Source organism: Tenacibaculum profundi (genome assembly GCF_052050075.1).
GTDB lineage: Bacteria > Bacteroidota > Bacteroidia > Flavobacteriales > Flavobacteriaceae > Polaribacter.
This window is the reverse complement of the sequence record NZ_CP197225.1, coordinates 3,380,478-3,394,892: the sequence shown is the minus strand read 5'-3', so window position 1 is coordinate 3,394,892 and position 14,415 is coordinate 3,380,478. Positions and strand designations below refer to the sequence as shown.

The following is a 14,415-nucleotide window of genomic DNA, read 5'->3' as shown; positions in this document are numbered from 1 at the left end:
TAACTTTAAATTTTTTATTGAACTTACTAAAAGGTGGTAAATCTTTTAGTTTATTCAAAAGACCAAAAACCTGCAATGGCTATTTTGAGTTTGCAAATTTAATTCTTTTTTTTAATATCCAAACAATAAATTGTTTTAATTTGTAGTGCAAAATTAAATTTGAAAATAAATCATCAAACTATCATGAACATCAGTAATCACCTTATTTTTATTTGCTTAGTTCTAGGACTATGTGTGTCTTGCAGTGATAATAATTATAAATTCAAACTAAATACTACCCAAAAAACTACACTGGGAGAAAAGGCAAACATAAAGTTTGAACAATTAACAGGTAACAAAATTGATTCTGTTCAAATTTATGTTAATCGCAATCGTGTAAATACAAACGAAAGTTCAATTACTATAAATACCATAGACTTTGGTGTTGGAAAACATTTGGTTACTGCTATCGCTTTTTATCCCAATAAAACTAAAAAACTCAATAATTCTATTGAAATTTTCGCTCCAAAATCTCCAAAATTATATTCTTTTAAAATAAAAAATACATTTCCACATGATTCAAAAGCCTATACACAAGGGCTAGAATATCATAATGGATTTCTTTACGAAACAACAGGAAGAAGAGGAAAATCTAGCTTAAGAAAAGTAGAAATTAAAACAGGTAAAGTTTTACAAAAAAAGGATCTAGAAAAGAAATATTTCGGTGAAGGAATGACCATTTATGATGATAAAATATACTGGCTTACTTGGCAAGCTCGTAAAGGTTTTATTTATAATCTAGAAACTTTTGAAAGGCTAGGAAGTTTTAGCTATGACAAAAGTAATGAAGGTTGGGGATTAACGCATAACAAGACAGAATTAATAAAATCAGATGGCACCAACAAAATATGGTTCTTAGACCCTAAAGATCAAAAAGAAAAGAGAAGCATACAAGTATACACAAATAAAAAAGCTATTAAACGACTTAATGAATTAGAGTTAATCAATGGCAAAATATATGCAAATTACTGGCAAAAACCACTAATCGCTGAAATAAACTCAAACGATGGAACGGTAGAAGGTATTATTAACCTAACTGACTTAGTTAAAACTGTAAAGAAAACGCAAAACATAGTTGATGAAGATGAAGTTTTGAATGGAATAGCTTTCGATAAAGAAAATGACAGGCTCTTTGTAACAGGAAAGCACTGGAACAAGTTATTTGAAATAGAAATAGTTAAACAATAATTCACGATATAATAGGTTATTAAAAATGGCTATAATTTTCTTCTAGTATTTTCATGAGATCAGGTATATTATTTTTTGGGGTTATTTTAATTTTATTTTCTATCGGTTCTTGTAGAAAAGATTTTGAAGTTAAACCAAACCAAGGAAAACTCGAATTTTCAAAGGACACTGTTTTTTTAGATACCATTTTCAGTAATATTGGTTCTTCAACTTACAACCTAAAAGTATACAACAGAAGTAACAATGATCTAACCATTCCGAAAATAAAACTCAAAAATGGAGTTAGCTCTAACTATCGTCTGAATGTAGACGGTATACCGGGTAAGGAATTCGATAACATAGATATATTAGCCAAAGATAGTATATACATATTTATAGAAACAACAATTGATCACGCTTCTCTATCAGATCCTCTTTATACAGACAAACTGTTATTTGATAATGGTGATAAGGAACAAATAGTTGACTTAGTAACATTGGTTAAAGATGCCCATTTTATTTATCCAGATAAAAATGGCTTGCAAATAGAAACCTTAGTTATCAATGGAGAAAAAACTGATATCCAAGGACGATTTCTAAAAGATTCAGAGCTTATTTTCACTGCAGAAAAACCCTATATAATATATGGTTATGCGGCCATTCCTTCAGGTAAAACATTAACCATTGAAGAAGGCACTAATATTCATTTTCATGAAAACTCAGGACTTGTAGTTGATCGTAATGCACAAGTAAAAGCTAATGGTTCGATAGATAAAAAAATCATTTTTCAAGGAGATCGTTTAGAGCATCGGTTTGATGATGTTCCAAGCCAATGGGGTACTATCTGGATAAGATCTGGTAGTATAAATAATCAATTTAGTAACGTACTAATAAAAAATGCGGTTGTTGGAACCTTAGTCGAAGGCTTTTCTCCTACACCATCGCTTACTATTCAAAATTGTGAAATCTATGATTCAGGAGCCTATGGGCTTTTTGCTAGAAATTCAAACATTATCGCCAATAATTTGGTAATAGGAGATGCTGGACAGTCTTCTCTTGCCTGTACACATGGAGGCAAGTATAATTTTACACATGCGACTTTTGCCAATAATTGGTCACAAGGATTACGAGAATTGCCTGCCGTGATTATAAACAATCATTTTACTTATACAAATGACGACGGTGTAGAAGTAACTGAAATAAGAGATTTGATGGAAGCAAACTTTACCAACTCGATTATTGATGGAAATAGTAATATTGAACTTGTACTAGACAAATTACAAACAAGTCTTTTTAATTATAATTTTAAAAATTGCTTAATTCAGTTCAACGATATCAACGATAATTATGACGATATTGAAGAACTAAACTTCAACAATAATGTTCATTACCAAAATAATATATTAAATGGCAACCCTGCATTCAAAAATATTAATAAAAATAAATTTTCTATTTTAAAAGATAGTGATGCTATTAATAAAGGAACTAGATCTAGTATATCTGAAGATATTGTGGGAAATTCAAGAAATACACGCATTGATATAGGAGCTTTTCAGTTTGTAGAAGAATAACTTCAAACATAAAATACATTTTCTTCTTTAGGTTAATGCTCCGAAAAAGCCTTAAAACTTTTCTACAAACAAGAATGTATCAGATCACTACACGTATGTGTATAATCTCTCTATAATTTATATTAAGAACATTCTCAAGAGAGATTTGTTGATAGAAATACTTAAAAAAATTATTTAAAAATAATTGTTTAAGTATAAAAAACTGTTTAAACAATTTGCTCAATAATTTTCGATCAACTCAATTTATAAAAAACATTTATGTTAATTTTTATTAACATCTACAAACAGTAATAATAGTGCATACTTTAACGTTTTATTTGCTTTTTTTGAACTTTCAAGTTCTTTTTCCTGTTAAAAAATTGTTTCTTTAAGATTTATTTAAGAATTTAGCCAATAATTAATTCAAATAGTTATATAAATGAGAACAAAATTTAACGGAATTTTAACGCTGTTTCTAGCGTTGGCTGTGCAGATATCGTTTGCACAAGACCGTACTATCACGGGTACAGTTTCTGATGAATCCGGACCTTTACCAGGGGTTTCAGTTCTAAAAAAAGGAACATCAACGGGAACTGAAACTGATTTTGACGGAAATTATTCTATCAAAGCGAAAACAGGAGATGTCCTTATTTTTAGTTTCGTAGGGATGAAAAATATTGAAAAAACAGTCGCCAATTCAAACCAGGTTAATGTTTTGATGGAAAATGACAATTTATTAGATGAAATCGTTGTTGTTGGATATGGTGAACAAACAGAGAAGAAAATTATTCAAAATGTATCTATTGTAAAAGAGAAAGATATAGAGGATCTTCAAGTGACCTCTGCTGATCAATTACTTCAAGGACAAGCCTCTGGAGTGCAGTTGGTAAACTCTTCGGGCGTTTTAGGTGCTGCCTCTGTAATTAGAGTAAGGGGTATCAGCACTATTAGTGCTGGAAGTCAGCCACTAATTGTTATTGATGGAATGCCAATAACGGATACAGATAATACAAGTGATAATGGTGGGAATACTGGTGCAAATCCTTTGTCGTATATTGACCCAAATGACATCGGTACTTTTACCGTTTTAAAAGATGCGGCAGCAACTAGTATTTATGGGTCTAGAGGTGCAAATGGTGTAATTTTAATTACTACAAAAAAAGGAAGAAAAAACACAGATGCTAAAATAACTGTAGACGTAAGTACTCAAATAACTGAAGCAACTGACACGCCCAATATACTTTCCGCTGACCAATGGAGAACATTCAGAACTGACGTTCACAACATACAAGAAGGAACAAATCTTAATCCAGAAGATTTAGGTCATGGTGCACTCGGTGACCCTGGAACAGACTGGCTAAACGGTGTTCAAAAAATTGGTTATACCCAAAGATACTCTTTAAGCGCAAGAGGAGGAAGTGAAAAAAATTCATATTTTTTCGGACTAAATTATCAAGATGCAGAAGGTTTTATTATTGGAAACGACCAAGAAAGAATTGGCGCAAGAGTTAATTTAGACATGGACGCTAAGAGCTGGTTAAAATTGGGGGTAAACATGGGGGTTACTCATACAACTCTGAACAGAATAGCTGTTGAAAATTCAATTAACGCACCTTTTACAACAGGTTTTTTACAGAACCCGACAAAGTTGGCATATGATAATGAAGGAAATTTCTTGCAATCAGGCACTTTCATTCCGAATATTTTTGCGCGTGTTGATTTAAATGAAAACGTTTTGAAAACCTTTAGAATAATCGGAAACACCTTCGCTGAGGTTAAATTATTTCCTAATCTAAAATATAGATCTGAATTTGGAATAGATGTCTTAAGACTGGAAGAATTTGGAAGACAAGCGGAATTCAATGCTCCCGGAGCAGACGGTAAACCAGGAGGAAGTGCCCAACAACTTTTAGTTAATGAAGATAGATGGTTGACAAATCAAACGTTAAATTATAGTACAGTTTTCGCTAATGACCATAATTTAAACATTACTGCAGGTTTAACTTATGAAGAGACATTGCGTACCAGATCTAATATTTCTGGTACAGAATTTATATCTGATGACATTAGAAACCTAGGTGCAGCTAATCAAGAAAATGTAAGTTTTGTAAGGGGTGAAGGTGACCGTGATGCGAATAGATTATATGGTTTATTCTCAAGACTTTCTTATGATTATAAAGGCAAGTATTTAGTAGAAGGATCTTTCAGGCGTGATGGTTCTTCTAGATTTGGAAGAAATAATAGATTTGGTAACTTTTGGTCTGTCTCAGGAGGTTGGGTTATTTCACAAGAAGAATTCATGAACAATAGTTTCTTTAATTACTTATCGTTAAGAGGTAGTTATGGTATTGTGGGTAATGATAGAATTGGTTATCTACCTGCCTTAGGCTTATTTTCAGGTGGATCAGAAGGAAATTATAATAGTCAATCTGGTATTATTCCAAGTCAACCAGAGAATCCTGATCTAAAGTGGGAAGAAAGCGCTACTTTTGATATTGGAATCAAATCTAGATTTTTAAATAATAAAATATCGTTAAATGCTAATTACTTTATCAAGAAAACAAATGATCTTTTATTGAGTGTCCCATTACCTCCTCAAACAGGGTATAATACTGTAACAGCTAATGTGGGGGCGATGGAAAATTCGGGATTCGAATTTGATTTATCATCAACCAATATTTCAACCGATAATTTTGAATGGAAAACTAGTCTTAATATATCATTTATAGACAATAAAATAACTGAACTATTTGATCAAGCAGCCACAGATAATGAAGGCAGAAAAATACTCGACAATGGTAATCAAAGAGCTATTGTAGGAGAATCTCTAAACAACTTCTTCTTAATTAGATATTCGGGAATTAACCCAGAAACAGGTGATGCTGAATGGCTAGATATAGACGGCAATAAAACGACAACCCCTAATTCAAATGATCGTGTTGTAGTAGGTAATCCTCTACCTGATTTTTCTGGAGGTATCACAAATACATTTAGATATAATAATTTTGATCTTTCATTTTTAATGAACTATTCTTACGGTAATAAAATAATGATTAACGGTCTGCGATTTATTGATGGTTTTAATGCTATTGGCGGAATTGGTAATGTTAGAGAACAAAATTTAAATTTTTGGAGGAATCCTGGTGATGATGCTTTTTTACCAAGCCCTTCAAGCTCTACTGCTGATAGTTATGCCCAAACATCTACATTACAACTAAAAGATGGATCCTATTTAAGACTAAAAAACATAACACTTGGCTACAATATATCCAATGATATTTTAGGAACCTCGAAATTCTTTACAAGTGCAAGGTTATATGCAACTGCAACGAACTTATTTACTATCAAATCTAGTGAATTAAAAGGTATTGACCCTGAAGTAACTGATGATATCGACCCAAGATTTCAAGGTGAGTCTTTTTTTACTGCGCCACAAGCCAAATCGTATTCAATTGGATTAACATTGACTTTTTAAAAAATCAAATATGAAGAAAATAATAAAATTATATAAAGTTTCTTTCATTGCACTATTACTATCAATAAGTGCGTGTAATGATAATTTAGATTTAAAACCAGAAGATAGTATCGAACAAAGTGTTGTTCTTACAAGTCCAAACCTAATAAAAGGTGCAGTGACAGGAATATACAGTAAGCTACAAGATTCGGATATTTATGGACAACCACAAATGGTTGCTGAATTTATGGCTGACAATGTAGACTTTGTTGGAAGTTTCCCTTCTTTAAGAGATATAAGAGATTACCAAACACTTGCTACCAATAGATCAATAGATGGGTATTGGATAGATACATTTGAAAACATAGCAGCAACTAATTTTATTATAACAAATTTCCCTGCTATTTCTAGTAATTTAATCACGGAAGCTGAAAAGAGATCCTATATTGCACAAGCAAAATTTATAAGAGCTCTTTCAAATTTTGAATTAGTTAATTTATTTGCGCAACCTTATCAATTTTCTAGTGGTACAAATCTTGGTATACCCCTAGTTTTTGAATTCTTCAAAGGTGATATAAGTCCATTTCAAAAGGAGAGGTCAACTTTGAATGAAGTTCATAATCAGATTGAGAGTGACTTGAACGATGCTATAGCTAATTTACCTAATGGAAGTAATGGTTCAGCTTCTAAAGGAGCTGCTCAGGCTCTCTTAGCTAGATTATATCTTTATAGAGAACAATGGAGTAATGCCGCTAATTTAGCTAACGAAGTAATACAATCTGGTCAGTACAGTTTGTCTAGTAATTATGACTTTTACAATGATAAAAGTGAAAATCCAGAACACATATTTACTGTTATAAATTCGAGCGCTGATCCTATTGTAGGAAGTGGCTCTACAGCTTTTTATAACGCAGCTCCTTTAGGAAGAGGTGATGCCCCATTTTCTCAAAACCTTATAGATGCATTCAATGATGAGGCTGGAGATTTGAGGTTTTCTGACCTCTCTGTTGCTGCAGCGGATGCTGGGGGTAATAACACATTTTTCACTACAAAATATTCTGATGGTACAAATGCGGCATCTTTATCTCCCGTTTTAAGAATAACAGAAATGTATTTAATCAGAGCTGAAGCAAACCTAAATGCTGGATCAAGTATTGGTGACACACCTCTAAATGATATTAATCGTTTAAGATCACGAGCTGGTTTACCTGCTTTAGCTTCTGTAAATATTGATCAGATTCTTACAGAACGAAGAAAAGAACTTTGTTTCGAAGGACATAGACGTATGGATTTATTAAGAAATAATAGAAACTTGAGACCCGATAATGGGGTAGAATCAGCTCCAGGTGCTGATAAAGTTATACTACCAATACCTGATGATGAAATGAATTTGAACCCGAATATTACTCAAAGCCCAGGTAGTTTCTAAAAAATATACAGATTTTTAAAAACCTTTAGATAATATCTAAAGGTTTTTCTTTTTTAATATACCTTTGCTACTATGCAAGAAAACACAATTATTTTTGGACTTAGAGCCATAATAGAAGCCATTGAAAGTGGTTCTTCTTTAAACAAAATTTATTTACAAAAAGGCTTAAGAGGTGATCTTTATTACCAGCTAGAAAAACTAGTTAAGAAAAATAAAATTTCTACTAGCATTGTTCCAACAGAAAAATTGGATCGCTTATCAAAACATAACAATCATCAAGGTGCTGTTGCTAAGATTTCTCCAGTAGACTTTAGTGACCTTGACACTCTAATTAATGATACTTTAAAAAATAATAGTACGCCTTTGTTCCTTCTTTTAGATCAAGTATCTGATGTACGCAATTTTGGAGCAATTATAAGAACGGCTGAATGTACAGGAGTTAATGGTATTATTATAGCTAAAGGAGGTAGTGCTCCAGTTAATGCTGAAACCATCAAAACTTCTGCAGGAGCTGCATTTAAAGTACCTATTTGCAAAGTTGATCATATAAAAGATGCTGTTTTTCATTTAAAATCTGCCGATATAAAACTTGTTGCAGCTACCGAAAAAACTGATGAAATTCTTTATGATGTCAACTTAAATCAACCAATTGCTATTATAATGGGATCTGAACATAAAGGAGTAAGCAATGCTGTTTTAAAGCTATCTGACTACAAGGTAAAACTACCACTATTAGGAGACATTGAGTCTCTAAACGTATCAGTTGCTTGTGGTGCTATTTTATATGAAACCATAAGACAGCGTTCTTTATAAAACAGAAAGTTTGAATGTATATTGATTTTCTCTAAAGAAATACGACACCTTCTTTATCTTTTTGATGTAGTCCTTAAAACGCAAAATTTAAATATATATTATTAACGAACACATTAAAAAATCACTGTTTGAAAAATAAGTTGTCATTTTGTTTTGAATAAAAAGATTTCTTGTCATAAATTAACATAATTTTTATATTTCATTGTATTAAAATTGTTTAATTAACATATTTTTAGGAATTTAGTGGCTAATTAATTCAAACATCACTTTAATGAAAACAATGTGTAATAAATTTTTAACACTGTTCCTTGTGTTAATTGTGCAAACTATCTTTGCTCAAGTTAGAACAATAACAGGAACAGTTTCTGATGAATCAGGCCCTCTACCGGGTGTCTCAATACTTATCAAAGGCTCTACCAAAGGTACCGAGACAGATTTTGATGGAAACTATTCAATCAAAGCTAAATCTGGAGATATTCTAACATTTAGTTTCGTTGGAACCAAACAAGTTTCAAAAACAGTTGGAACTAAAAATCGGATAGATGTTTTATTAGAAAACGATAACCTACTTAGTGAAGTGGTAGTTGTGGCTTATGGTACACAATCTAAAAATTCACTTACTGGATCTGTAAGTGTCATCAACCAAGAACAAGTTGAAAACGCAACCTTTTCTAACCCTGTAAAAAGCTTAGAGGGTATGGTTTCAGGATTGAGAGTTATTCAAGCTGATGGTAATCCAGGAGCAGATCCAATAATAAGAATAAGAGGATTCAATTCTATTTCTGCTGATAGCTCTCCTCTTATTGTTTTAGATGGGATTCCATATTCGGGCAGTCTTAGTAGCATAAATCCTAAGGATATTGAATCTACAACCGTATTAAAAGATGCTTCTTCAACATCTTTATACGGTAATAAAGCTGCTAACGGGGTTTTAATGATTACTACTAAAAAAGGAAAAAAAAATCAATTAAATATTAGTATCGATAGTAGAATTGGATTTACTCAAAGGGGAGCTAAAGAGTATAATATTATTACATCACCTGGAAAATTTTATGAAACTTACCACAGTGTTTTAGCTAACTCTGAGTTTTACAAGCAAAATAATGACGGAACTCCCATAACTTTAGAGGAAGCTAATCAATACGCCTCTGACAACCTCATCACTAAATTAGGAAATTACAATCTTTATAACGTTGATGACGATCAACTAGTAAACCCCTTAACAGGGAAATTGAACAGTGCTGCTGTTTTACAAGTAAACGATAAGTGGGAAGATGCTTTATTTAGAGATGCTGCCACATTTCACTCAAATAACATTAGTTTATCAGGAGGTTCTAACGATGTTACTTACTACCTATCTTTGGGAACTGAAACTAATAACGGTTATTCAGTAAGAAGTAATTTCAAAAGACATTCTGCTCGCTTAAAAGCTACGTCTGCAAAAATATTTGATGCTGTCACACTTAGTGGAGATGTTGCCTATGCAAGATCGTCTAGTCAAGCAATTCCATCTACGCTTGATGCAAATGGTGTACCAACTACATTCTTCTCTAATACTTTTCAATGGACACGAAGAATTGCTCCCATATATCCCGTTTTCCAATACGATAAAGATTGGAATCCTATTTTTGATCCTAATACGCCTAGTGGTTTAGCATACGATTTTGGAACTCCTCAAATATTTTCTGACGGATCAAGTAGAGGTTCAAGACAATATGCTGTTGGAGAACATCCCTTGGCCGTAATTGAAAATACTATTGAAACAAATAAGAGAGATAATTTTAATGGTGGAATGAGTGCTCAAATTGATCTACCTTTTGATATTAAATTTAAATATGTCATGAACTACTTATCAGAAGGGAATCAAGGCACTGATTTTACAAAGCCTGGTGCTGGAGCATTCGCTAAGGCTCAAAATGGACTTTTGACAAATAATAGAAATAGTCGTACGACCTTTACTAATCAGCAATTATTAACTTGGGTAAAAAAATTGGGAGATCATAACTTTGATATCCTACTGGGACATGAGACTTATGAAGAAAAATTTACTACTTTAGCGCTATCAAAAAGAAATATAATTGGTGATTTCAGTCCAATTTTAGATAATACATCAGTGTATTCTTCTGCAAGTAATTATAATACAAAATATTTAACAGAAGGTTATTTTTCAAGATTTATTTACGGATTAAATAATACTTACTATCTAAATCTAACAGGACGTTATGATGCTTCTTCAGTATTCCATCCAGATGAACGATGGGGATTCTTTTGGTCAGCAGGAGCTTCGTGGGTTATGAGTAATGAACATTTTTTAAGAGATTCTAAAACTATTAACTTCTCTAAACTATCTCTAAATTATGGTACTACAGGAAATGATAGATTATTTTATCCAAATACTTCTACAAGAAATCTTGTCGCATATGAAAATCAATACAGTATCGATGAAAGTAATGGAGCCTTAACACAACAATTATATACCATTGGAAGTAAAGATATAACATGGGAAGAATCGGCAAGTTTTGACGTAACATATGAAATAGGTTTATTCAACAAATTAAATTTGTCTTTAGGGTATTTCAGAAAACAGACCGATAATCTTCTATTCAATGTTCCCATACCTTTATCTACTGGACAACCCTCAAAGCCTCAAAATGCAGGAACCATGATCAATAGTGGTCTAGAGGCTGAATTGTCATGGAATATAATCGATAAAGAGCATTTTAAACTTAATTTTAATGCTAATGCTTCTACTCTAAACAATGAAATTACAAAACTACCAAACGGAACAGCAATTCAAGTCGGAAATTTTAGAAGAGAAGAAGGAAAGAGCCTTTTTGAATACTATATGGTAGAATTTGCAGGAGTAAATCCTGACAACGGTAATGCTCAATATTATACAGTAGACCAAACATCTGGAGAAAGAATTGTTACTGAAGATTATGCTAACGCTGCTGAATTTGGAAGAACCTATCTAAATAAGGAAGCCATTCCAGACTTTACAGGCGGGTTTGGTACTAACATTCAATTGGGTGATGTTTCTCTGGGAATGCAATTTGCATATCAATTTGGAGGTTATGGTTATGATAGAGAATACATCTCATTACTATCTTCTACCTCTAATATTACTAATATCGTTGATTATGATAAAACATGGACATTAAATAACCCTAAAGCAGAATTGCCTAGAGTTGATCCTCTTAGAATAGATCAATACCAGGTATCTAGCCTTTATCTTGTTGATCTTAGCTATTTGAGTTTAAGTAATATTAATTTATCTTATACTCTTGATAAGAAGTATTTAAAAAAACTACACATCGATAACGTTAGACTTTATGGGACTATTAATAATGCTTTTTTACTTTATAGTGCTAGACAAGGATATGACCCGCGTTTAAACTCAACTGGACGTTCATCTGCAGAATACGGTGCTAACAGAACCGTTGCTTTAGGTGTTAATATCAACTTAAAATAAACTAATTATGAAAAAATTTAAAATACTTTATATTAATACTTTCCTAAAAATATTATCAATATTTTTAATAACCTCTTTTTTTACCTCCTGTGCTGATTTTGATCAAGACTTTTCAGATGAACGATACCTTACAGACTCTCATTATCAGGATATTGCAGCAACCGGAGGCACACAAGGTATTAAGGCTATCGATTCAGGAATTTTATCATACTTAAGAGACGGAGAGGATGGTACAATCGAATTCGGTTTAAAGGCTGTAGATTTAGGAATGGATATGAGAAGCAACGATATTGACATGAGTGTAAGTACCCATTTCGGATTATTCAATAACTATGATAATGTTATTTTAACTAATCGTAATAATGAATTTATGTGGGAATTCTTTTACAAAATAATCAACAATGCTAATTTCGTAATTAACTCGATAGGTAATAATCCTACTGAAGAGCAAATAATTTTTAGATCTAAGTCACATACTTACCGAGCCATTGCATATTTTTATTTATTAAGAATATATCAACACACCAAAGCTTCTGATGCTACCGAAGCGATTCCTATCGACTTTGGTAACTTTGTAGGACAACCAAAATCTACGGTATTAGAAGTTAAATCTCAAATACTGGATGACCTAACAATAGCTTATGATGGTTTAAAAAACTATACTAGAGCGTCAAAAGAGGAAATTGACGGAAATGTTGTTGCTGCCTATTTAGCTAGGTATCATCTGACTTATGAAAATTGGGCTGAAGCAGAGCTCTATGCCAATATTGCCATGCAAGCAGGAAGTATTAGCAACGATGTAATGCATGGATTTGATGAACTTAATTTATCAGAAGCTATATGGGGAGCTATTGTAACAAATCAAACTTCCGAAATATATGCATCATTTTTTTCACATGCAAGTCAAATAAATGATGGATATAGTGGTTGGAATCACTTTAAAACAGTGAATTCAAATCTTTATGACATGATACCAGATTCAGATAAGAGAAAAGCCTGGTTTGCAGATAAACAATATAGTGACGGTGTTGTCATTGTACCTGGTACTTGGTCTCATTACAACATTACTCCTAAATATACTAGCTTGAAATTTATTGCTCACCCTGGACCTGGTCAGTTCATAGGTGATTATATTTATCTAAGAAATACAGAATTTTACTTAACAAAAGCTGAAGCCCAAGCAAAGCAGGGAAAAAATACTGAAGCACAGCAAACTTTATTTGAGTTAAACTCAGTTAGAGATCCAAATTATACTATTTCTACAAAAACAGGACAAGATTTAATTGATGAAATTTTGTTGTATCGTAGAATTGAACTTTGGGGAGATGGGCTTGCTTCTTTTGATATGGCTAGAAATGGGGTAGGATTAAACAGAAAAGATGGTAGAACCAATCTAGTAATGCCTGGTGCAGATCTTGTAATTCCTGCTATGGATCCTAAAATGATTTTTCAAATTCCTCAAAAAGAAATCGACGCTAACCCTAATTTCTAATTCGAAAGGAATAATACTTTAAAAAAACCAGGAAAATATTTCCTGGTTTTTTTAAATATTTTAGAGATTATAATTATATTTTAAAAAATAACAGATTCAGCAATGCTGTTTTAAAGTTATCCGACTACAAGGTAAAACAGCCATTATTAGGAGAAATTGAGACACTAAACGTATCTGTTGCTTGTGGCGCTATTTTATATGAAACCCTAAGACAACGATCACTATAAAAAAAGAAGATTTAGATATCTTCTGAATCTTCTTTATAAATATATTTATAAGTTATTGTCTGGACACTATTGATCTCTTCTTCATTCTCATCCAATTCAACTGGTGGTATATAATTTCCATTTTCATCAAACATATCATCAAACCCATTCTTAGAAAACACAAATTTCTCTTTAACAACTCCTTTTTTTCTATAAATAAAAGCAAAAATCACCCCAACTATAAAACCTGACAAATGTCCTTCCCATGAAATCCCTTCTTTTATCGGAAATACATACCAAATCATACTTCCATATAAAAATATCACTACTAAGGATACAGCGACAAGTCTAAAATGTCGTTTGATAATACCACTAAAAAATATGAAGCTAAACAGCAAATAAACAATCCCACTGGCTCCAATATGATTAGATTCTCTACCTATTAGCCAAGTTAAAAAACCTGTTAAAAGACCTCCATAAATAAAAATTTTAACAGCCACTTCTTTATAAAAATACAAAGTTAAACTTGCCAATACAAAAAGAGGAACAGAATTATTGAATAGATGACTAACCCCGCTATGAATAAAAGGAGAAAACAATACTCCCCTGAGACCTTTAAATGATCTAGGATACACGCCATACTTATTGAAATTAAATCCAAATTTGATTTCAAACCAGTAAATGGTCCAAATTATTAAAACAAATACTATAGGAACTATAATTATTTTTTCTAAAGACTTTAATTCATTTTTCTCACTCATAATCATTTATTATCAAAAACACAACCAATTAA

At 32.1% G+C, this 14,415-nt stretch carries 8 protein-coding genes and 1 pseudogene; 8 read left to right on the top strand and 1 reads right to left on the bottom strand.

Features of this window, described 5'->3' with window-relative positions:
• The first annotated feature begins 183 nt into the window (after positions 1-183).
• The 8 genes and pseudogenes from ACSIGE_RS13715 to ACSIGE_RS13680 all read left to right on the top strand — a co-directional run.
• Entirely contained in the window at positions 184-1,227 is a 1,044-nt protein-coding gene (locus ACSIGE_RS13715) for a glutaminyl-peptide cyclotransferase (protein ID WP_440880439.1), read from the top strand.
• Between the two features lie 53 nt (positions 1,228-1,280).
• Positions 1,281-2,777, top strand: coding sequence for a right-handed parallel beta-helix repeat-containing protein (locus ACSIGE_RS13710; RefSeq protein ID WP_440880438.1), 1,497 nt, complete (start codon positions 1,281-1,283; stop codon positions 2,775-2,777).
• A gap of 418 nt (positions 2,778-3,195) precedes the next feature.
• Entirely contained in the window at positions 3,196-6,231 is a 3,036-nt protein-coding gene (locus tag ACSIGE_RS13705) for a SusC/RagA family TonB-linked outer membrane protein (protein ID WP_440880437.1), read from the top strand.
• A gap of 10 nt (positions 6,232-6,241) precedes the next feature.
• A complete protein-coding gene (locus tag ACSIGE_RS13700) occupies positions 6,242-7,639 on the top strand; it encodes a RagB/SusD family nutrient uptake outer membrane protein (RefSeq protein ID WP_440880436.1) in 1,398 nt (465 codons plus the stop codon).
• Positions 7,640-7,711: 72 nt separating this feature from the next.
• Positions 7,712-8,452 carry a 23S rRNA (guanosine(2251)-2'-O)-methyltransferase RlmB gene (gene rlmB / locus ACSIGE_RS13695; protein ID WP_440880435.1) on the top strand — a complete coding sequence of 247 codons (741 nt, stop codon included), beginning with the start codon at positions 7,712-7,714 and terminating at the stop codon, positions 8,450-8,452.
• Between the two features lie 319 nt (positions 8,453-8,771).
• Positions 8,772-11,924 carry a SusC/RagA family TonB-linked outer membrane protein gene (locus ACSIGE_RS13690; protein WP_440880434.1) on the top strand — a complete coding sequence of 1,051 codons (3,153 nt, stop codon included), beginning with the start codon at positions 8,772-8,774 and terminating at the stop codon, positions 11,922-11,924.
• A gap of 7 nt (positions 11,925-11,931) precedes the next feature.
• Entirely contained in the window at positions 11,932-13,416 is a 1,485-nt protein-coding gene (locus ACSIGE_RS13685; RefSeq protein ID WP_440880433.1) for a RagB/SusD family nutrient uptake outer membrane protein, read from the top strand.
• A 104-nt stretch (positions 13,417-13,520) separates the two neighbouring features.
• Positions 13,521-13,643 (top strand): annotated as a pseudogene (locus ACSIGE_RS13680) (23S rRNA (guanosine(2251)-2'-O)-methyltransferase RlmB); the annotation flags it as partial.
• Positions 13,644-13,654: 11 nt separating this feature from the next.
• Here the strand turns inward: ACSIGE_RS13680 and ACSIGE_RS13675 are convergent.
• Positions 13,655-14,383 carry a rhomboid family intramembrane serine protease gene (locus ACSIGE_RS13675; RefSeq protein ID WP_440880432.1) on the bottom strand — a complete coding sequence of 243 codons (729 nt, stop codon included), beginning with the start codon at positions 14,381-14,383 and terminating at the stop codon, positions 13,655-13,657.
• Positions 14,384-14,415 lie beyond the last annotated feature (32 nt).